The sequence below is a fragment of the Pseudooceanicola aquaeponti genome, from assembly GCF_050897975.1.
Classification (GTDB): Bacteria; Pseudomonadota; Alphaproteobacteria; order Rhodobacterales; family Rhodobacteraceae; genus Pseudooceanicola.
Genome location: NZ_JBPAXY010000003.1, coordinates 519,773 through 540,895 on the forward strand (window position 1 = coordinate 519,773; position 21,123 = coordinate 540,895).

Here is a 21,123-nt window from a genome sequence, read left to right on the forward strand (position 1 = left end):
CAGCGTGTCGCGGCTCTGGTTCGTGTCTTTGAAATAGGGGCCGGGCGGAGGGCGCCGGGCGGCTTCGGTCGGGGGCGCTGTCTGGGGGCGGATCAAGCCGCCCTGGCGCGCCGTTTCTCTCTCAGCGCCAGCCAGGCTGTGGCAAAGCGCATCGTCTCGTCCTCGGTCGTCTCGGGGCCGAGGCTGACGCGCAGGGCGCCCATGGCCTCGTCCTCGGCATAGCCCATGGCGCGCAGCACCTGGCTGGCGCGGACCTTGCCGCTGGAACAGGCCGACCCGGCACTGACGGCGAAACCCGCCAGGTCCATCTGCATCACCTGGGTCTCGCCCTTCCATCCGGGCGTCACCAGGCAGGTGGTGTTGGGCAGGCGCTCGGCCCCTGCCCCGGCAATCTCGGCCTCCAGGCCCAGGGCCTGCAGCCCCTCGCGCAGCCGCACCTCCAGCCCGTCACGCAGGGCGCGGACCCGGTCCCAGGTGCCCGCCTCCAGGTCGCGGGCGGCGGCCTCGGCGGCGGCGCCGAAGCCCGCGATGCCGATCACGTTCTCGGTGCCTGCGCGGCGGCCCATTTCCTGCCCGCCGCCCTTCAGCTGCGCGGGCAGATCAGTGCCGCGCCGCATCACCAGAGCGCCGACGCCCTTGGGCCCGCCCAGCTTGTGGGCGCTGACAAGGGCCATGTGGCAATTCAGCCAGTTGAAGGCAATGGGCAGCTTGCCGAAAGCCTGGGTCAGATCGCTGAGCGCAAGGCCCTCGGGCAGGGCCTGGATCACCCCGGTTTCGCTATTGGCCAGCTGCACCGCGCTATGGGCGGGATCGGCGACCGTGACCCGGCCGTCGTGATCCACGGGCAGCGGGTCGCCTGCGCCCCAGGCCCGCACAGCGTCATGTTCCACATCCGCCACCGCCAGATCGCGCCCGGCCATGGCCAGCGCCGCGCCTTCGGTGGCGCCAGAGACGAAGACGATATCGGCCCCCTCGGCGCCCAGGGCGGCGGCCACCTGGGCGCGGGCCCGTTCCACCAGCGCCTTGGCGGCGCGGCCCTCGGCATGGACCGAAGACGGATTGCCGGTGACGTCCATCGCCGCGATCATCGCGGCGCGCGCCTCGGCGCGCAGCGGCGTGGTGGCGTTATGATCGAGGTAGGCGCGGCTCATGACGCAGCTGCCCCGACCCGATGGCCGACCAAGGGATATGCGGCGCGCGGGCTCACTCGTCCACCACCTCGAAAAGGTGCGGCACGGCGGGGCACGGGGCCAGCTCGTTCTTCACCACGTCGCCCAGGGTGGTCTGGTGCAGGAAGACATAGACATGGGCCGACAGCCCCTCCCACAGACGGTTGGTCACCGACTGCGCGCGCGACCCCGACAGGCCGCCCGAGACGCCCGCGCCCTTGTGCATGGCCGAAACCGTCTCGTCGACGGCGGCCAGCACGTCGACCACGCGGATCTCGGTCGCGGGCCGCGACAGTTTGTACCCGCCCCCGGGCCCGCGCACCGAAGACACCAGCCCGGCGCGGCGCAGCTTGACGAAAAGCTGTTCCAGATAGGGCAGCGACACCGATTGACGTTTGGAAATGTCGCCAAGAGCCACCAGGCTGCCCTCGGGTTGCAGCGCAATATCGGCCAGGGCGACCATGGCGTAGCGCCCCTTGGTGCTCAGTTTCATGGGCCTAAACTCCCTTTTCCACAGCCATTGTCACGGCATCCGACGCCAAGGCGCCCTGATCTGCGGGTCCGGGGTCACGGCGGTCTGGCGAGACAGCCCGGGACGGTTGATTTCATTGACCTTCGCTGCGCCCCGGATTATCCCGCTTTGCAGCGCGTCGCCAGAGGCAGCGGTCTCTTTAGAACTTTTCTAAGGTGCCCGATAATATTCGTCAAGAATGAAGGTTCAGCCGCAAGGCCCCGGGCCGGACGGGTCCGGGCCACCGGCAGGCGACGCAAGAGGACAGACGGACCGCGCCGCGGCCCGCGCCAAGGTTGAGGATGTATTGAATGCCCGAGGTCATCTTTCCCGGACCCGAAGGCCGCCTGGAAGGCCGCTATCACCCGCAGAAGGACCGCGATGCGCCGATCGCCATCGTGCTGCATCCGCATCCGCAGTTCGGCGGGACGATGAACAACAAGGTCGTCTACAACCTGCATTATGCCTTCTACAACATGGGCTTCACCGTTCTGCGCTTCAATTTCCGCGGCGTGGGCCGCAGCCAGGGCGAATATGATCAGGGCGTGGGCGAGCTGTCCGATGCGGCCTCGGCGCTGGATTACCTGCAATCCATGAACTCGAACTCGAAGCACTGCTGGGTCGCCGGCTTCAGCTTTGGCGCCTGGATCGGGATGCAGCTGCTGATGCGCCGCCCCGAGATCACCGGCTTCATCTCGGTCGCGCCGCCTGCCAACATGTACGACTTCTCGTTCCTGGCCCCCTGCCCGTCCTCGGGTCTGATCATCAACGGCAGCGCCGACCGCGTCGCGCCGCCCGCCGATACCCAGACCCTGGTGGGCAAGCTGCAAGAGCAGAAGGGAATCACCATCACCCATGAAGAGGTCGAGGGCGCCGGGCACTTCTTCCAGGAAGAAGACCAGATGCAAACCATGCTGGGCAGCGTCACCGACTACGTCAAACGCCGCCTGACCGAAACCAGCCGCTAAGGACCGCGCCCATGGCCTCGACCGTCGAAACGCTGGCCTCCGCCCTGGCGGAGGATTGCATGAAGGCCATGAAGGCCACCGGGCAAGAGCGTCTTTACGTCGAGGTGGGCGCCGTTCTGGGCGCGGCCTCGCAGACCCTGGAAGAGGCGTTCCTGACCGAGGTCCGGGTGCGCCTGGCCGAACGCGCCGCGCGCGACTTCCTGATCCGGCGGGTCAAGGAACTGCGGGCCAGCCCAGAGGGCTGAACCCTCGCAGGCTGAACCGGCGCGGGGGGCTGTCTGCCCCCCGGCTGCGGGTCGCAGTCTCCCCCCGAGCGTATTTTCAGCTTCAGGATCGGCAAAGGGCGCCCCTTGCGCCGGGCGCGCGCCGGGTCTAGGCGGGGGCATACCCCCAGACCGGAGTGATGATCATGGATGCCCAGAGGCTTGACGCGCAGCTGTCCTTCCTGAACGAGGCCGACCGGCTGAAAGGGGTCACCAGGGCCTCGACCCTGACCGACCAGTCGCGGGCCGAGAACTCGGCCGAGCATTCCTGGCAGGCCGCCCTGGGGGCGCTGATCTGGCTGCCCGAGGTCGAGACGGCGCTGATGGACCGGATCCTGGCCATGCTGCTGCTGCACGACCTGGTCGAGATCGACGCGGGCGACCAGCCGATCGACCTGCCCCATGATGCCGCAGCCCTGGCCGCCGCCGAAGCCGCCGCCGCCGATCGCCTCTTTGCCCTCTTGCCCGCCGATCAGGGCCCGGGCCTGCGCGCCCTGTGGGAAGAGTTCGAGGCGGCGGAGAGCGAGGCCGCGCGCCTGGCCAAGAGCGTGGATTTCGCTATTCCCGTCCTTCAGGTCTGGACGGCCGACCCGCGGCGCGCCGATCACGAGGCGATCGCGCGCGACAATACCGCCCGGGGCCGCGCCCGGCTGATCGCCGAGACCCGGCCCGCGCTTTACGCGCATCTGCATTCCGAATTGCAGGCGGGTCCGGCCGAGATCGCCGCCCAATGCGCCTTCCTGGCCGAGGCCGACCGGCTGAAGCGGATCGAACGCGCCACCACCCTTTGCGATGCCTCGCGCCCCGAAAACTCGGCCGAGCATTCCTGGCACCTGGCGCTTTACGCGCTGGTGCTGGGCGAACATGCGCCCGAGGGGGTCTCGCTGTCCCGGGTGCTGCGGATGCTGCTGCTGCATGACCTGGTCGAGATCGACGCGGGCGACGTGCCGATCTATGCCCAGACTGCCGCAGGTCAGGCGGAAACCGAGATCGCCGAACTGGCCGCCGCCCGGCGCCTTTTCGGCCTTCTGCCCCCGGCCCAGGGCGCCCCCCTGCTGACGCTGTGGCAGGAATTCGAGGCGGCCCAGACCCCGGACGCGCGCTTTGCCAAGGCGCTGGACCGGTTCCAGCCGCCGCTTCAGAACCTGGCCTCGGGCGGCGTGTCCTGGCGGGCCCATAACGCCACCTTCGAGATGGTCGAGGCCCGCGTGGGCGCGGCCATCGCGCGCTCGATGCCCGCCTTCTGGGACCATCTGGCGCCGCGCATCCGGGCCTTTCTGGGCTGAGGCTACCCGCGCCGGGCGTCCGCACAAACCCGCACGAAAACGTATAGTAAGCGCAAGGAATTTCGCCCGTATATGGCCAATGCAGGGAGAATTGTTGGCTATACACAAGGAATTTCCCGGGCGCAGGGCGTGCTGTGGAAAAGCTGTGGACAACCGCGACAACCGAAACAACTTGCCGCCCTTTTCCTGACCCAAGTCAAATAGATACTTGACGCCGCGCCGGTAGCGGACAAAAGTCAGCTACATGACAACCGATCCGATCTCCCGTTTTCGCCGCTTCTCGCGCGCCGTCACCTCCGAGGTGGGCGCGCTGGACCAGTCCTTTCTTGGCCGGGGCCGCCCCCTGGGCAGCGCCCGGGTGCTGAACGCCATCGGCCAGGGCCGCAGCGAGGTGGCGGCGATCCGCGACTACCTGGGGCTGGACTCGGGCCTGCTGTCGCGGCTGCTGCGCGGGCTTGAGGCCGAAGGGCTGGTGACCACCGCGCCCCACCCCGAGGACGCCCGCGCCCGCATCGCGCAGCTGACCGAGGCCGGAGAGGCCGAGTTCGCCGCCTATGAGGCCCTGTCGGACCAGCGCGCCGCCGACACGCTGGCCCGGCATCCCCGCCCCGAGGCCCTGCTGGCGGCCATGGATCTTGTCGCCTCGGCCCTGGGGCGCGACCGGATCACCCTGGAAGAGGTCGACCCGCGGAGCGATAAGGCCTTGTATTGCTTGCATGAATACTATTCCGAACTGGCGCGCCGCTTTGACACCGGCTTTGACGTGTCGCTGTCGCGCGACCCCGAGGCGGCGGCGATGCAGGCCCCACGCGGCGCCTTCCTGCTGGCGCTGTCGGACGGGATGCCCATTGGTTGCGGCGGGCTGAAGGGCAACGGCGGGCCGGTGGCCGAGATCAAGCGGCTGTGGATCGCCCCCTCGGCCCGGGGTCTGGGCCTGTCGAAACGGCTGATGGCAGCGCTGGAGGATCGGGCGCGCGAGTTGGGCATCACCACCCTGCGGCTGGACACTAACTCGGCCCTGCCCGAGGCGGTGGCGCTGTATCGGGGGTTGGGCTGGCGCGAGATTGACCGGTTCAACGACGATCCCTACCCCGATCATTTCTTCGAAAAAGACCTTTGATCAAGGCATTACGTGGCAAGGCGAAGGCATCGCCCGAGCCTGCCGCGCGGCCTTAGCGCCCGGCCTTGCCCTGCTTTTCGGCCTCTTTCAGCTTGGCCGCCAGGTCGCGGGCGATGGCGAAGGCGCCCTTGATCCGGTCGGCCTCGCCCTTCCAGTCGCGGCGCACGACGATCTTGTTGTCCTTCACCTTGGCCAGGCCACGCTGATCCTTGAGGAATTCCACCAGCCCCTCGGGCGAGGCGAACTTGTCGTTGTGGAACTGGATCGTGGCCCCCTTCGGCCCGCCGTCCAGCTTGGCAATCCCGGCCCGCTTGCACATGGCCTTGATGCGAACAACGAGGAGCAAGGTATTGACCTCCTTGGGCAATTTCCCGAAGCGGTCGATCAGCTCTGCGGCGAAACCTTCCAGCTCCACCTTGGTGGTCAGACCCGACAGGCGACGGTAGAGGCCCAGGCGCAGATCCAGGTCGGGCACGTAATCCTCGGGGATCAGCACCGGCACGCCCAGGTTGATCTGCGGCGCCCAGGTCTCTTCGGTGTCGCTCAGCCCTTCGGCCTCGCCGGAACGGATCTTGGCGATCGCCTCTTCCAGCATCGACTGGTACAGCTCATAGCCCACGTCGCGCATATTGCCCGACTGTTCCTCGCCCAGCAGGTTCCCCGCGCCCCGGATATCAAGATCTTGGGAGGCAAGGGTAAATCCGGCGCCGAGCGTGTCGAGAGAGCCCAGAACCCGCAGCCGTTTCTGCGCCGTATCGGTCAGTTTCACGCGCGGCTTCGTGGTCAGATAGGCATAGGCGCGGGTCTTGGCCCGGCCGACGCGGCCGCGGATCTGATACAGCTGACTGAGGCCGAACATATCGGCCCGGTGCACCACCATGGTGTTGGCGCGCGGGATGTCGAGGCCGGATTCGACAATGGTCGTCGCCAGCAGCACGTCATATTGTCCGTCGTAGAAGGCGTTCATGCGCCGGTCCAACTCGCCCGCCGCCATCTGGCCGTGGGCGGTGACAAAGGACACTTCGGGCACCTGGGCCTTCAGGAACTCTTCGATCTCGGCCAGGTCGTTGACCCGCGGCACAACGAAGAAGCTTTGCCCGCCCCTGTAGTGTTCCCTCAACAATGCTTCGCGAATGGTCACAGCGTCGAATTCGCTCACATAGGTGCGGATCGCCAGACGGTCGATGGGGGGCGTGCCGATGATCGACAGATCGCGCACGCCGGACAGCGACAGTTGCAGGGTGCGCGGGATCGGCGTCGCGGTCAGGGTCAGGACGTGGACATCGGTGCGCAGCTGCTTCAGCCGCTCTTTATGAGCCACGCCAAAGCGTTGTTCCTCGTCGACGATCAGCAGCCCCAGGTTCTTGAAGCGGATATTCTTGGCCAAAAGCGCATGGGTGCCGACGGCGATATCCACCGTGCCATCGCTGATCCCGCTGCGTGTCCGGGCCGCGTCATTTGCGCTAACAAAGCGCGACAAGGGGCTGACTTGAATGGGAAAACCCCGGAACCGTTCGGCAAAACCCTGATAGTGCTGGCGGGCCAGAAGCGTGGTCGGCGCGATCACCGCCACCTGCACGCCCGACATGGCCGCGACGAAGGCCGCGCGCAGGGCCACCTCGGTCTTGCCAAAGCCCACGTCGCCGCAGACCAGCCGGTCCATCGGGTGGCCCGAGGCCATGTCGGACAGCACATCGTCGATGGTCGACAGCTGGTCGTCGGTTTCCTGATAGGGGAAGCGGGCGAGGAAGGCGTTCCATTCGGCCTCGGGCGGCTCCAGGATCGGGGCGCGGCGCAGGGCGCGTTCGGCGGCCACCCGGATCAGCCGGTCGGCCATCTCGCGGATGCGTTCCTTCAGCCGCGCCTTCTTGGCCTGCCAGGCGCCACCGCCCAGCTTGTCCAGCAGCCCCTCTTCGTGGCCATAGCGCGACAGCAGCTCGATGTTCTCGACCGGAAGGTAAAGCCGCGCGTTTTCGGCATATTCCAGCACCAGGCATTCGTGCGCGGCCCCGGCGGCGGTGATGACCTCCATCCCGTGGTAGCGCCCGATGCCGTGATCCACATGGACCACCAGATCGCCGGGCGACAGGCTTTGCGCCTCGGTCAGGAAGTTCTCTGCGCGGCGCTTCTTGCGGGCCGAGCGGATCAGCCGGTCGCCCAGCACATCCTGTTCCGAGATCACCGTCAGCGGCCGGTCATGCCAGCGCCCCTCGAAGCCGTGTTCCAGCGCCCAGACCGCCAGATGCAGCCCCGTCCGCCCGATGCGCGAGGCATCGCGGGCCGGGATCGCCTCTTTCAGGCCTTCATCGGCAATCAGCCCCTCCAGCCGCTCTCGCGCGCCTTCGGAATAGGAGGCAATCACCACCGGCCCGTCCTGAAGTTTTACCTTCACATGATCAGCCAGAGATTTGAAAAGGCTGATATTCTCAAGCTGCCGCTCGGGCGAGAAATTGCGCCCGATGCGCCCGCCCGCGTCCAGGACGCCGGGCCCGGGGCTTTGCGCCAAGGGCGACAGCTGGATCACCCGGCGGCCGCTGACCTGCCCCTCCCAGGCGGCATCGTCGAGGTACAAAAGCCCCGGCGGCACGGGCTTGTAGACCGATCCCAGGCGGGCCCGGTCGGCCAGGGCGATGCGGCGGCTTTCATACTGATCGGCGATCGCCTCCCACCGGGCCAGCCGCGCGGGCGTGGCCTGATCGTCCAGCGAGATGGTTGCCTGGGGCAGATAGTCGAAAAGGGTCTCCAGCCGCTCGTGGAAGAAGGGCAGCCAATGCTCCATCCCCTGTTGCTTGCGCCCCGCGCTGACCGCCTCGTAGAGCGGATCGTCGGTGCCCGCGGCACCGAACTCGATGCGGTAATTCTGCCGGAACCGGGTGATCGCCGCCTCGTCCAGGATCACCTCGCTGACCGGGGCCAGTTCGATCACGTCGAGCTTGTCGGTGGTCCGCTGGCTGCCCGCGTCAAAGGCGCGCGCCCCGTCCAGGACGTCGCCGAACATGTCCAGCCGCACCGGCCCGGCGGGCCCGGGCGGATAGATGTCGATGATGCCGCCGCGAATGGCATAGTCGCCCGGTTCCGTCACCGAATGGCTTTGCGAGAACCCCATGCGCACCAGGAAGTTGCGCAGCGCCGCCTCGTCGATCCGGTCCCCCACCCGGGCGCTGAACGAGGCCTCTTGCAGCACCTCGCGCGCCGGAATGCGCTGCGTGGCGGCGTTCAGCGTGGTCAGCAGGATGAATTGATCCGGCATCCCGTGCACCAGCCCGGCCAGGGTGGCCATCCGCGTGGCCGAGATATCGGCATTGGGCGAGATCCGGTCATAGGGCAGGCAATCCCAGCCCGGGAAGTTCAGCACCGGCATGGTGGGATCGAAGAAGCGCAGCGCATCGGCCAAGGCCGCCATGCGCTTGTCATCGCGCGCCACATGCAGAACGGGTCGCCCGGTCTTGGCGATCTCCTTCAGCAGCAGCGCCGCGTCATAGCCCTCTGGCGCGCCGCCGAGGATGAAATGGCTGTCATCTGCCAAGGGATTAGCCTCCGAGAACACCGAGAGAGGAGTTGACGTACATGCCCCAGAACGAGGTGGTCAAGACCGACAGCATCCCGATGACCTGGATCCCCAGGCGCAGACGGCGCAGGCGCAGGTACAGCTCGGCCGTGGTCAGCGGTTGCAGGGCGATGCGTCGCGCGGTGCGCACCGACAGCACCCAGACGATGGTCAGCGGCAGCCCGATCAGCAGCAGGGCCTGGGCGAACTCGACCCAGTAGAAGAACCCCAGGATGGCCAGCACGGTCAGAAGGAAGCTCATCACGCCGACGACGATCACCCCGGCGGTATCGGCGATGAACAGCATCCGGTTCACGTTGATGCGCACCAGGTCGCGCATGTCCTCTTCGATGGTGCCGCCGCGGCGATGCGCACGCAGCACCAGGTCGAAGGGCACGCCCAGCACCCAGTGACTGGCCGAGGACCAGACCACGGCCAGCGCGATCCAGAACCAGAGGTTGGAGAAGGACCGCAGGTCGATCAGTTCAAAAATCGTGGCCATCGCACCCAAGGGTACTTGTCCTTTCTGCTCACCTCTGCCCGCCCTTCGGATATAGCCCCGCGTGCGACGCTTGCCCAGCCCCTGCCGCGGAAGCGCCCAGTTGCGGCCAATGCGCCCAACCCCTTGAGCTTGGCCGCCGATCCGTGCCACCTGAAGGCAACGACCGATCGGAGGTGTCACCATGCAAACCATCCAGGCCCCCTTCCCCGCCACCCGCCTGCGGCGCACCCGCAAATCCGCCGCGATCCGCGATCTGGTGCAGGAAAACGTGCTGACGCCGAAGGACATGATCTGGCCGGTCTTCATCTGCGAGGGCGAGAACCACGAGGAACCCGTGCCCTCGATGCCGGGCGTGATGCGTCGTTCTGTCGACCGGGTGGCCGAGGCCGCGCGCGAGGCCTTCGATCTGGGCATTCCGGCGATCTGCCTCTTTCCCTACACGCCCGACGCGGCGCGCACCCAGGACGCGGCCGAGGCCTGGAACCCGGGCAACCTGTCGAACCGCGCCACCCGCGCCATCAAGGCCGCCTGCCCCGAGATGCTGGTGATGACCGATGTGGCGCTGGATCCCTATTCCTCTGACGGGCACGACGGCTATGTGGTGGACGGCGAGATCGTCAACGATCCCACCGTCGAGGCCCTGGTGAAACAGGCCGTCAGCCAGGCCGAGGCGGGCGCCGACATCATCGGCCCCTCGGACATGATGGACAGCCGCATCGGCGCCATCCGCGCCGCACTGGAGGCAGGCGGGCACCAGAACGTGATGATCCTGTCCTATGCAGCCAAATACGCCAGTGCCTTCTATGGCCCCTTCCGCGACGCGGTCGGTGCCTCGGGGGCGCTGAAGGGCGACAAGAAGACCTACCAGATGAACCCCGCCAATTCCGACGAGGCCCTGCGCTTGGTGGCCCGCGATCTGGCCGAGGGCGCCGACATGGTGATGGTCAAGCCCGGGATGCCCTATCTGGATATCTGCCGCCGGGTGAAGGACAGCTTCGGCGTGCCGACCTTCGCCTATCAGGTGTCGGGCGAATACGCGATGATTCAGGCCGCCGCGCAAAATGGCTGGATCGACGGCGAAAAGGCCATGGTGGAAAGCCTGATGGCCTTCAAACGTGCGGGCTGCGACGGGGTGCTCAGCTATTTCGCCCCCGCCTTCGCCCGGCTGAGCGGCGGCTAAGCGGCGACGGCACCGCGCCGCGCAATGCAATTCGCCTGCCCCGGCAGGCCGAAGGGGCCGAAATCGGCCCCTTTTCGCTTTCTGCCCCTGTCGGGGTGGATGTTTGGATGACACCCCGCCGCCGCACAGGTAAAACATGGGCCAGTCACGCCGGGCATCCGGCACACAACACCGCACCGGGCATCCGGCGACGCAACAAGCCGGACCACCGGCAGAGGCAGTATCGAGGCGCCCCGGCGCCACAAGAGGGCAGTATCATGAGCCAATTGACGCGACGCGCGTTCACCCTTTCCGCGCTGGCCGCCGTGCCGGCGCTCTCGGCCTGTTCCGGCAACGGTTACGGCAACAACGGCGCGGCCACGATCGACGCCCGGGTCGACGCGACCCTGGCGCAGATGTTCTCGGACTATCCGCAGACCCGCGACCTGGCGGCGAAATCGACGGGGATGCTGGTCATGCCCCTGGTGACCGAGGCGGGCCTGGGCCTGGGCGGCGGCTATGGCCGCGGCGCCCTGCGCGTCGGCGGGGCCACGGTGGACTACTATTCCGCCACCCGCGCCAGCGCCGGGATCCAGATCGGCGCCCAGCAATACGCCCATGTGCTGTTCTTCATGACCGAGGACGCGTTGCAAAGCTTCCGCATCAATGACGGCTGGGCGGCAGGGGCCGATGCCGAGATCGTCTTCAACAACCTGGGCGAGACCCTGCGGGCGGAAACCACCACCTCGCTGGCGCCGGTCGTGGCCGTGATCTTTGCCCAGGCGGGCCTGCGCGTGGGGGCCACGATCGAGGGCCTGAAATACTCGCGCATCATCCCCTGAGCCGGGGCCGATCCAAGCGAGTGCGGGGCGCCTTCGGGCGCCCTTTTGCTTGGGCCTGCCCCGCCCCCCCCCGGGCCTTCAGTGATAGCGCAGCTCGCCCACCACATTGCGCCAGTCGGTGGGCCCCAGGGCCCGGCTGTGGGCGAAGCGCACCGAATGCAGCGGCCCTTCGATGTTCTCTTGCCAGAACTCGATGAACCCGAAGAGGCGCGGGTAATCCGGCGCCAGGTCGTAGTCCTGCCAGATGAAGCTTTGCAGCACGTTGCGATAGTCCGGGAGACGGTAGAAAATCTCGGCCGTGGTCAGCCCGTAGCCCTTCAGAAGTCGTTCGGTTTCCCCCATTGCGGAGCCCCCTGTTGATGCCTGTGCAAAAACTCTGCGCAGGGGAAATTTAACATTCAACAAAAACAGCATGTTAGCCATCTCGCCCGGTGGCTGCCAGCTTCGCCCCGGGGCGGGCATTGCACCCCAGATCATGGCGGTGTTATACTTCTGTCAACAAGATATAGAAGCCATCCCCAGACAGGCAGACCCAGTGACCGATACCCCGGAACCCCCTGAAAACGAACAGGAAAATAAGCCTGCGCCGGCCAGCGGCCCGACCGTGTCGATCTCGGAGGAAATGCGTTCCTCCTATCTCGACTACGCCATGTCGGTCATCGTCAGCCGCGCCATCCCGGATCTGCGGGACGGCCTAAAACCTGTGCACCGCCGGATCCTCTTTGCCATGCACGAGGTCGGCAACACCCACGACAAGCCCTACCGCAAATCCGCACGCCCCGTGGGCGACGTGATGGGTAAGTATCACCCGCACGGCGACAGCGCGATCTACGACGCCCTGGCGCGGATGGCGCAGGATTTCTCGATGTCGCTGCCGCTGTTGGACGGCCAGGGCAACTTCGGCTCGATGGACGGGGATAAGCCCGCCGCCATGCGTTACACCGAAGTGCGCATGGACAAGCCCGCGGCCTACATGCTGAACGACATCGACAAGGACACGGTCGATTTCCAGGACAACTACGACGGGAAGGACCGCGAGCCTTCGGTTCTGCCGGTCCGCTTCCCCAACATGCTGGTCAATGGCGCGGGCGGTATCGCCGTCGGCATGGCCACCAACATCCCGCCGCACAACCTGGGTGAGGTGATCGACGCCACACTGGCGCTGATCGACAACCCCGACATGTCGGTCGAGGAGCTGATCCAATACGTGCCCGGCCCCGACTTCCCCACGGGCGGCGTCCTGCTGGGCCGGTCCGGCGCCCGCAAGGCCTATCTGGAAGGGCGCGGCAGCTGCATCATCCGGGCCAAGACCCACGTGGAAGAGCTGCGCAAGGACCGCTACGCCATCGTCGTGGACGAGATCCCCTATCAGGTGAACAAGTCCGCCATGATCGAGAAGATCGCCGAACAGGTCCGCGACAAGCGGATCGAGGGCGTGGCCCATGTGCAGGACGAGTCCGACCGCGAAGGCGTGCGCGTGGTGGTCGAGCTGAAGCGCGATGCAACGCCCGAGGTGGTGCTGAACCAGCTGTTCCGCTTCACCCCCATGCAGACGTCGTTTGGCTGCAACATGCTGGCGCTGAACGGCGGTCGCCCCGAGACGCTGACCCTCTACGGCTTCCTGTCGCATTTCGTCGACTTCCGCGAAGACGTGGTGGCGCGCCGCACCGCCTATCTGCTGCGCAAGGCGCGGGAACGGGCGCATATCCTCTGCGGTCTGGCCGTGGCCGTCAGCAACGTCGACGAGGTCGTGGCAACCATCCGCGCCTCGGCCGATGCAGCGGAAGCGCGCGAAAAGCTGATGACGCGCAAATGGCCCGCCGCCGGAATCGCCGATTACATCCGCCTGATCGACGACCCGACCCACACGATGAACGAGGACGGCACCTATAACCTGTCCGAAACTCAGGCCCGCGCCATCCTGGAGCTGCGCCTGCAACGCCTGACCCAGATCGGCGTGAAAGAAGTCACCGACGAGCTGCAAGAGCTGGCCGGCAAGATCAAGGAATACCTGGAAATCCTGGGCTCGCGCGAGCGCATCATGGGCATCATCGCCGATGAGTTACGCGAGGTCCGCGAGCTGTTCGCCGTGCCCCGCCGGACCGAGATCGTCGACTGGGCCGGCGACATGGACGACGAGGATCTGATCGAGCGCGAGGACATGGTCGTGACCGTCACCGCGGGCGGCTATATCAAGCGCACCCCCCTGGCCGACTTCCGCGCGCAAAAGCGCGGCGGCAAGGGCCTGTCGGGCGGCGCGATGAAGGATGACGACGCGGTCACCACCCTGTTTGTCGCCAATACCCATACGCAGCTGCTGTTCTTCACCACCGAGGGCATGGTCTACAAGCTGAAGACCTGGCGCCTGCCGGTCGGCGGACGCACCTCGAAGGGCAAGGCGGTTGTGAACATCCTGCCGATCCCCACGGGCGTGTCGATTGCCGCCATCATGCCGGTGGACCGCCCCGAAGAGGAATGGGGCGATCTTCAGATCGTCTTTGCCACCTCGGCGGGCACCGTGCGCCGCAACGCCCTGTCGGATTTCACCAACGTCATGCGCAACGGCAAGATCGCGATGAAATTCGAGGGCGACGCCGAGGGGATGCGCCTGATCAACGCCCGCATCTGTGGCCCCGAGGACGACGTGATGCTGTTCACCCGCTCGGGCCGGGCAATCCGCTTCCGCGCCGATGAGGTGCGGGTGTTCAACTCGCGCGCCTCTACCGGGGTGCGCGGTGTGCGCCTGAACGAACAGGACGAGGTCGCCTCGATGTTCGTCCTGCCCCATTTCGCCGCCGAAAGCGACGAACGGGCCAGCTACCTCAAGATGCGCCGCGCCATGGCGGGCGATACCGAGGCGGCGGAAGAGGAAGAGGGCAATGCCGACATGCCGCTGGAACAGGCGCGCTATGCCGAAATGTCTGCCGCCGAGACGCTGATCCTGACGGTGACGGCAGGCGGCGCGGGCCATATCAGCTCGTCCCATGACTATCCGGTGCGCGGGCGCGGTGGCATGGGTGTCACGGCCTGGGAAAAATCCATGCGGACCGGGGAAATCATTGCCGCCTTCCCGGTCGAGCTGGATGATCAGATCATGCTCGCAACGTCGCGCGGACAGTCGATCCGCGTGCCGGTTGAAGGAATTTCCTTCCGCTCCCGTAGCGCGGGTGGCGTTCGTGTGTTTAATACGGGTAAAGAAGAGCATGTCGTCTCCGTTGCGCGGATCATCGAGCAAGGCGAAGAGGAGGACGGCGAAGGCGAGACCGGCTGACGGGGACCTCAGCCGCTTGGGAGCGAAGTGATTTGAAGAATTGGGACGACCTCCGCTATCTGGTCGCAGTCCACAAGACCGGCTCGATGAGCGCGGCCGCGCGATTGCTCGACACCAACCCGGCCACGGTGTCGCGGCGTCTGGGGCGTCTGTCGGAAACGCTTGGCTTCGAGCTGTTTCTGAAGACCCCCCAGGGCTGGACGGCGAATGACTCGATTGGCGAGTTGATCGAGACGATCACCGCCTTCGAGAACGAGATCGAATCCTATCTCAACACCCGCGACAATGTCGGCACCACGATCACCGGCCATGTGAACATCGGCTGCTCGCCTTCCGTCGCCACCTATGTCCTGCTGCCCGGCCTGAAGGATCTGATGGAGGAAAACCCCGACCTCCAGATCACCCTGACCAACCAGTTCTACCAGGATGCCCTGGGCGACAACGACCTGTTCATCTCGGCCATCCGGCCGCAACAGGGGCGCCTTGTGGTCCGCTTCGTGGGCAAGTTCGCCACCAATGTCTTCTGCTACCCCGACAGCCCGCGCGACGGACGCTGGGTCGGGCTTCATGCCCTGCATGACCGCTATCCGCCGGTGCAGCATTGCCGCACAATCATGGGGGGACGGGATCCGATGATACGGGTCGAGACAATGATGGACTCGGTTCGCACCGTCCGCTCGACCCGCCTGCCCGGGATCCTGCCCACCGGGGCGGCCCTGGGCGACCCCGAGCTGATCCCTTTCGAGCCCGAAAGCCGGCCGATGCAGACCCCGCTTTACTTGTGTTTTCATGAGACGCGCCGCAAGGATCCCCTTGTACAGATGGTCGCGGACTGGGTCGCAGACCGTTTCAACGCATACGAAAACGTCTGACCCCCCTTGCAGGAATGCAAGCGCAGGTATGCAGCGCGCACATATTGTACGCATTCGGCAAGATGCTCATAGTCACAGGCAAGGTGTTTTCCAAACGGGTGATTAGCCTTCTTCCAAGGTCATTTTTCTCAGCCTAAGGTAGAAGAGTGGATCACCGCAGGACCCGACCGGACGTTTTCTCATCCGCGGGTCTTTTGCAAAGTGTCCCTGGCGGTGGCTCGACGCGCCTGTTCAGCGGCGAACTTCGGTTCGCAGCCATTGCCAACCAAAGGCTTGACGCTTCTACCCCGTCAAACCCTTCACTGGGCCGGCCCGAACAGCCGGCCCCTTTTCTCTTCCGGCAGGGCGAAACAGGGCCGCAACGGCCCACCATGCGGCAGCGTGACTGCGTCCTCTGTGCAGCAATTGAGGCTCTTTGCGCGCCAGGGGCCTTTTCCTTTGGGCTCTGAGGCGCCATTTTTGCCTCAGCCAGTTCTCGCCGATCCTCCCAAACGCGGCGTCTGCGGGCACTTTCACGTTTTCCCGGCCCCCGGGGCCGGCACTTAAATGGATGGTCGCCATGCCCAAACTCCCCCGCCCCGCCCCGACGCGCGCCCTGCGCGCCGCCGCCCTGCCCGCTCTTGCCCTTCTGGCCGCCAGCGCCGCCGCCCCGGCCCGGGCGCAACTGGTGCTGGACGGCACCCTGCGCCTGGAGCTGGCCCATAACGAAGACACCTCGATCAACACCAAGCGGTTCAGGGGCTCGTTCGACGGGCTGGTGTGGAATGATATCGGTGTCCAGCTGGACCTGGGCGTGGGCAAGCACGAACACCACGAGTCGACCCAGCCCTCGGCCACGCTGCACGGCTATTACCGCGTCGATGAGACCCTGTCCTATGGCCTGTTCCTGGCCGCCGAAGACCGCCGACCGGGCAATTCCTACTTCTACGGGGCCGAGGTGGCCTATCAGGGCGAGGCCCTGGGGATCGAGGCCTTTGCAGCCTATCGCGACGACATCGCCGAAAGCACCGATGGCGGGCGCTATGGTCTGGACGTGACCTATGCCCTGCCCGCCGCCCCGCGCTGGACCCTGCTGGCGGGCGCCGTCACCGACAATGGCGCGCCGGTCGATCAGGGCTTCGGCTATCTGGGGGCCACCTACGAGGTCCGCGACGGGATCGACATCGGCATGACCGCGGGCAGCACCGAGGACGGCGCCGCCATCGCCTCGGTCTTGGCCACCTTCACCTTCGGCCGGGGCGCCACCTTCCGCGCCCGCGACACGATGGAGCTGTACCCGGGCTACTGACCCCGGACCTGCGCGCAAAACAAAGGGGCCGCAGCATCCGCGCGGCCCCTTTCGCATGTCCCGTCTCAGGGATCAGAGATCGTAAAGCTCGGTGAACTTCGCCTCGATATAGTCCAGCAGCGGCCCCGCCGTGGGGGCCTGGCCACAGGCGCGGGTGATCACCTCGCGCGGCTCGTAAAGACCGCCGTGGCGCTGCACATTTTCGCGCAGCCAGTCGGTGGCGGGCGCGGTTATGCCCTTGGCCAGTTCCACATCCAGATCCGGCACATCGGCGCGCAGCGCCTCGGCGAGGCAACCGGCATAGACATTGCCCAGGCTGTAGGTCGGGAAATAGCCGAAGAGACCCACCGACCAGTGCACGTCCTGCAGGCAGCCCAGCGAGGCGCGCGGCACGCCGTAGCCGAAATCGGCCTCGAAGCGTTCGTTCCAGGCGCCTTCCAGATCCGCCACCTTCAGATCGCCCGCGATCAGCGCCCGTTCCAGATCGAAACGCAGCATGACATGCAGGTTGTATTGCAGCTCGTCCGCCTCGGTGCGGATGAAATCCTTCTGCACCCGGTTCACGGCGGCATAGAAGGCCTCGGCACTGTCGACGCCGATGTCGCCGAAATCGGCCCGCATCTGATCGTAGATCCAGCCGGTGAAGGTGCGCGAGCGGCCCAGCTGGTTCTCGTAGATCCGGCTTTGGCTTTCATGCACCCCCATCGAGACGCCCTGACCAAGCGGGGTCAGCGCATAGCCCGCGTCGATGTTCTGCTCGTAGCAGGCGTGGCCCACCTCGTGGATGGTCGAGAAGAAGCAGTTGAACGGGTCGTCCTCCGCGGTGCGGGTGGTGATGCGCACATCGTGACCCGAGCCAGAGCTGAAGGGATGCACCGCCTTGTCGATGCGGCCGCGCGTCAGGTCATAGTTGAAGGCCAGCGCCAGCTTGCGGGCAAAGGCCATCTGCGCCTCTGCCGGGAAGCTGCCCGACAGGCCCTTGGGCTGCGGCTTTTCCAGCACGGCGCCGCGCAGGGCCACCAGGCGCGGGCGCATCTCGGCGAACATCGCCTCCAGCTGGGCGGCGGTGGCGCCGGGTTCATAGTCGTTCAGCAGGGCGTCATAGACATCGCCCCCCGCGGCCAGGGCCTGGCCCTCTTGCTGGCGCAGCTCGACCACCCGGGCCAGCACCGGGGCGAAGGCGGCGAAGTCATCGGCGGCGCGGGCCTCGGCCCATTGGCCCTGGGCGACAGAGGTGACGCGGGCCAGCTCGGCGGCCAGATCGGCGGGGATCTTGCTGGCGCGGTCGTAGTTGCGGCGGATATGGCGCAGCTTGGCAGCGTCGGCCTCGCTCATCTCGGAGCCCTCGCAGGCGGCCAGCCAGTCGCCCAGTTGCGGGTCGGTGCGGCGCGCGTGCAGTACCGCTTCCATCGCCGCCATCTCCTCGCCGCGCTGCGCGGCCGCACCGCGCGGCATGACGGTTTCCTGGTCCCAGCCCAGACGGCCCGCGACCTGAGCCAGGGCCTCGGTCTGTTTCTGATAGGCCAGCAGATCGGCCAGGGGGATATTGGGGTGGGTCATCTCAGCCTCGGATACTGGTGGCAACGGGATAGGCGGCGGCGAAGCGGGCGCGCAGGATCAGCACCCAGAACAGCACCGCGACGATCTGGTGGGTGATCGCCACATGCAGATGCGCGGCGGTCATCACCGCGGCCACGCCCAGGGCGATCTGCCCCCAGAGGGCGATATAGGCCGCCGTGAAGGCCCGGCGCGTCGCCGGGTTGGCGCTGCGGCGGCCGCGCAGGAAGGCGACGGTGCCGAAGATCAGCAGCAGATAGCCCGACATGCGGTGGATGAACTGCACCAGCCCGGGGTTTTCCAGGAAGTTGCGCCAGGCGGGGGTGATGTCGAAGGCATAGGGCGGGAAGAACTGCCCGCCCATGGTCGGCCAGTCGGTAAAGGACCGGCCCGCGTCGATCCCCGCCACCAGCGCGCCCAGCAGGATTTGCAGGAAGGCGAAATGCATCCAGCCGGTGGCCAGGCTGAACTGTTTGCCCTCGCGCATCCGGCGGGCCTGCATCAGGTCGCGTTCCTCACGGCCCAGCAGGAAAACATACCAGGCGATGGTGCCCAGAATGGCAAAGGCCAGCCCGAGGTGCACCGCCAGCCGGTAGGAGGCAACGCTCAGCATCCCCTCGCCCAGGCCAGAGGCCACCATCCACCAGCCGATCGCCCCCTGGGCCCCGCCCAGGGCGCCGATCAGCAGCGAGCGCTTCACCCAGCCCGTGGGCATCCGCCCCGAGATCCAGAAGCCCAGGAAGCCCACGGCCCAGACCAGGCCGATGGCGCGGCCCAGCTGACGGTGCGACCATTCCCACCAGTAGATCTGCTTGAAGTCCGCCAGCTCCATCCAGTGGTTCATCTGGGTAAACTGCGGGATCTGCTGATAGAGGGCGAACTCGGCCTGCCAGTCGGCCTCGGTCATCGGCGGCAGCGCGCCCGACAGGGGTTTCCACTGGGTGATCGACAGCCCGCTGTCGGTCAGGCGGGTCAGCCCGCCCAGGGCGATCATCGCCACCACCATCAGGAACAGCAGGATCAGCCAGACGCGCAGGCCCTTGCGCGATCCGCGCCGCCCGGCGTCAACCCCGCCCGTGCGGATCTCGGGGCGCGCGTCGTCGCTGCCCACCTCTTCGAAAATGCTGCGTTTCCCGCTCATGCGACCCTCGCTGGCTTCAATTGCCCGCGGACCCTAGTCGCGCCGCCCCCGGGGGGCAAGTCAGTCGCCGCGTTCCTTCCAGCGCACCATTTGCCGCAGGATGCCATGCATCATCTGCACATCGGAGCGGGTCAGGGGCATCCGCGACCAGAAGTTGCGCAGCACCATCTTCATCCCCTCGGCCTTGGTCTCGGGGAAGAAGAAACCCGCCTCGTCCAACCGGCCCTCGTAATGATCGGCCAGCTTCTCGATCTCTACATGGCTGGCCCAGTCGGCGCCGGCCATCTCCATCCGTTCCGCCTCGACCTCGACCGCCTGGCGGCGCCATTCATAGGCGGTCAGCAGCACGCATTGCGCCAGGTTGAGAGAGGCGAACTCGGGGTTCACGGGGACGTTGATGATCGCATTGGCCCGGGCGATGTCGTCATTTTCCAGGCCCGCGCGTTCCGGGCCGAAAAGCACCGCCACCTTCTCGCCGCCCGCGATCTTTTCGCGCGCCATTTCCATGGCCCGTTCGGGGGTCACCACCGGCTTGGTCAGGCCGCGCGCCCGCGCCGTGGTGGCAAAGACGTAGGAACAGTCGGCCAGGGCATCGGCGGTGGTCTCGCACAGCTGCGCCTCGTCCAGCAGGCGCCCGGCGCCAGAGGCCAGGGCCACGGCGCGCGGGTTGGGCCAGCCGTCGCGCGGACTGACCAGGCGCATCCGGTCGAGGCCGAAGTTCCACATCGCCCGCGCGGCCCCGCCGATGTTTTCCCCCATCTGGGGGCGGACAAGCACGAAAGCGGGTTGCGACATGGGTCAGGCTCCTTGAAAGACAGGCCCCCTCTACCCGCGCCGCGCCCTCCTGTCGAGGCCGGGGCAAGGGGGCACAGGGTTTGGGGGCCAGGGGACGCGCGCCCCACGCAATCCCTTTGCACCAGCGCCGGTGGCACGCTATATCGGCGCGAAACGTGAGAGGCCCCGATGTCCCAGGAAGAGCAGCCGCAGATCTATCTGATCTCCCCCCCGGAATTCGACCTGATGGAATTCCCCGAGCGCCTGGCCGCCGTGCTGGATGCGCAAGAGGTGGCCTGCGTCCGTCTGGCGCTGGCCAGCCATGACGAAGACCGCATCTGCCGCGCCGCCGATGCCCTGCGCGAGGTGACCACGCCGCGCGATGTGGCGCTGGTGATCGACCGCCATATCGTGCTGGCCGACCGGCTGGGGCTGGACGGGGTGCATCTGGACGACGGCGCGCGGTCTGTCCGCAAAGCGCGCAAGGCGCTTGGCGCCGATGCCATCGTCGGCGCCTTCTGCGGCGCCTCGCGGCACGAGGGCATGAACGCGGGCGAAGCGGGCAGCGATTACGTGTCTTTCGGCCCCGCAGGCCTCACCGCCCTGGCCGATGGCGAGACCGTGGATTTCGAGGTCTTCGAATGGTGGTCGCAGATGATCGAGGTGCCGGTGGTGGCCGAGGGCGGCCTGACCCCCGAGGTGGTGGCCAAGCTGTCGCCCGTCACAGATTTCTTCGGCATCGGCGAAGAGATCTGGCGCGAGGCCGACGCCCTGGTGGCGCTGAAGGCCCTGACCGACCGGTTCTGACCTTCGCCACAGACAGACCAGCAGAGCGGGCCATGGGCCCGCTCTT

The 21,123-nt window shown here is 66.8% G+C and carries 18 protein-coding genes; 10 read left to right on the plus strand and 8 right to left on the minus strand.

Annotated features, from left to right (window positions below; all coding sequences use genetic code 11):
- Positions 1–92: 92 nt before the first annotated feature.
- Both ACRARE_RS09160 and iscR read right to left on the minus strand, forming a co-directional pair.
- A complete protein-coding gene (locus ACRARE_RS09160; RefSeq protein ID WP_432656124.1) occupies positions 93–1,151 on the minus strand; it encodes a cysteine desulfurase family protein in 1,059 nt (352 codons plus the stop codon).
- A gap of 52 nt (positions 1,152–1,203) precedes the next feature.
- Positions 1,204–1,662: a Fe-S cluster assembly transcriptional regulator IscR gene (iscR, locus tag ACRARE_RS09165; RefSeq protein WP_432656125.1), complete on the minus strand. Its 459-nt coding sequence runs from the start codon at positions 1,660–1,662 to the stop codon at positions 1,204–1,206.
- 329 nt (positions 1,663–1,991) lie between these two features.
- On the opposite strand from iscR, the gene ACRARE_RS09170 reads away from it, so the two are divergent.
- The 4 genes from ACRARE_RS09170 to ACRARE_RS09185 all read left to right on the plus strand — a co-directional run bounded on the left by ACRARE_RS09170 (position 1,992) and on the right by ACRARE_RS09185 (position 5,317).
- Positions 1,992–2,648, plus strand: coding sequence for an alpha/beta hydrolase (locus ACRARE_RS09170; protein WP_432656126.1), 657 nt, complete (start codon positions 1,992–1,994; stop codon positions 2,646–2,648).
- A gap of 11 nt (positions 2,649–2,659) precedes the next feature.
- Positions 2,660–2,893 carry a hypothetical protein gene (locus ACRARE_RS09175; protein ID WP_432656127.1) on the plus strand — a complete coding sequence of 78 codons (234 nt, stop codon included), beginning with the start codon at positions 2,660–2,662 and terminating at the stop codon, positions 2,891–2,893.
- A 164-nt stretch (positions 2,894–3,057) separates the two neighbouring features.
- Complete coding sequence (locus tag ACRARE_RS09180; protein ID WP_432656128.1) at positions 3,058–4,197, plus strand: HD domain-containing protein; 1,140 nt, start codon at positions 3,058–3,060, stop codon at positions 4,195–4,197.
- A 244-nt stretch (positions 4,198–4,441) separates the two neighbouring features.
- Complete coding sequence (locus ACRARE_RS09185) at positions 4,442–5,317, plus strand: GNAT family N-acetyltransferase (protein WP_432656129.1); 876 nt, start codon at positions 4,442–4,444, stop codon at positions 5,315–5,317.
- Between the two features lie 52 nt (positions 5,318–5,369).
- Here the strand turns inward: ACRARE_RS09185 and mfd are convergent, their stop codons facing one another.
- Positions 5,370–8,843, minus strand: coding sequence for a transcription-repair coupling factor (gene mfd / locus ACRARE_RS09190; protein WP_432656130.1), 3,474 nt, complete (start codon positions 8,841–8,843; stop codon positions 5,370–5,372).
- Between the two features lie 4 nt (positions 8,844–8,847).
- A complete protein-coding gene (locus ACRARE_RS09195) occupies positions 8,848–9,366 on the minus strand; it encodes a component of SufBCD complex (protein WP_432656131.1) in 519 nt (172 codons plus the stop codon).
- A gap of 181 nt (positions 9,367–9,547) precedes the next feature.
- Here ACRARE_RS09195 and hemB point away from each other — a divergent pair, with 181 nt between their 5' ends.
- The gene (gene hemB, locus ACRARE_RS09200; RefSeq protein WP_432656132.1) at positions 9,548–10,546 is read left to right on the plus strand and encodes a porphobilinogen synthase; all 999 of its coding nucleotides are present in this window, start codon (positions 9,548–9,550) and stop codon (positions 10,544–10,546) included.
- A gap of 257 nt (positions 10,547–10,803) precedes the next feature.
- Positions 10,804–11,367: a lipid-binding SYLF domain-containing protein gene (locus ACRARE_RS09205; RefSeq protein ID WP_432656133.1), complete on the plus strand. Its 564-nt coding sequence runs from the start codon at positions 10,804–10,806 to the stop codon at positions 11,365–11,367.
- A 78-nt stretch (positions 11,368–11,445) separates the two neighbouring features.
- Here the strand turns inward: ACRARE_RS09205 and ACRARE_RS09210 are convergent, their stop codons facing one another.
- Entirely contained in the window at positions 11,446–11,709 is a 264-nt protein-coding gene (locus ACRARE_RS09210; RefSeq protein WP_432656134.1) for an usg protein, read from the minus strand.
- Positions 11,710–11,902: 193 nt separating this feature from the next.
- On the opposite strand from ACRARE_RS09210, the gene gyrA reads away from it, so the two are divergent.
- From gyrA to ACRARE_RS09225, 3 genes are all read left to right on the plus strand, one after another.
- Positions 11,903–14,638 (plus strand): DNA gyrase subunit A, encoded by a 2,736-nt coding sequence (gene gyrA / locus ACRARE_RS09215; RefSeq protein WP_432656135.1) that lies wholly within the window; start codon positions 11,903–11,905, stop codon positions 14,636–14,638.
- Positions 14,639–14,670: 32 nt separating this feature from the next.
- A complete protein-coding gene (locus ACRARE_RS09220; protein WP_432656136.1) occupies positions 14,671–15,510 on the plus strand; it encodes a LysR family transcriptional regulator in 840 nt (279 codons plus the stop codon).
- Between the two features lie 559 nt (positions 15,511–16,069).
- Positions 16,070–16,798: a hypothetical protein gene (locus ACRARE_RS09225; protein ID WP_432656137.1), complete on the plus strand. Its 729-nt coding sequence runs from the start codon at positions 16,070–16,072 to the stop codon at positions 16,796–16,798.
- 72 nt (positions 16,799–16,870) lie between these two features.
- Here ACRARE_RS09225 and ACRARE_RS09230 read toward each other — a convergent pair whose 3' ends face one another.
- The 3 genes from ACRARE_RS09230 to ACRARE_RS09240 are packed head-to-tail and all read right to left on the minus strand — an operon-like array spanning position 16,871 to position 20,291.
- Complete coding sequence (locus ACRARE_RS09230) at positions 16,871–18,358, minus strand: carboxypeptidase M32 (protein WP_432656138.1); 1,488 nt, start codon at positions 18,356–18,358, stop codon at positions 16,871–16,873.
- Position 18,359: 1 nt separating this feature from the next.
- Complete coding sequence (ctaA, locus tag ACRARE_RS09235) at positions 18,360–19,496, minus strand: heme A synthase (protein WP_432656139.1); 1,137 nt, start codon at positions 19,494–19,496, stop codon at positions 18,360–18,362.
- Positions 19,497–19,556: 60 nt separating this feature from the next.
- Positions 19,557–20,291, minus strand: coding sequence for an RNA methyltransferase (locus ACRARE_RS09240; protein WP_432656140.1), 735 nt, complete (start codon positions 20,289–20,291; stop codon positions 19,557–19,559).
- A gap of 168 nt (positions 20,292–20,459) precedes the next feature.
- Between ACRARE_RS09240 and ACRARE_RS09245 the strand changes: the two genes are divergently transcribed.
- Positions 20,460–21,077, plus strand: coding sequence for a thiamine phosphate synthase (locus ACRARE_RS09245; RefSeq protein ID WP_432656141.1), 618 nt, complete (start codon positions 20,460–20,462; stop codon positions 21,075–21,077).
- Positions 21,078–21,123: the final 46 nt, after the last annotated feature.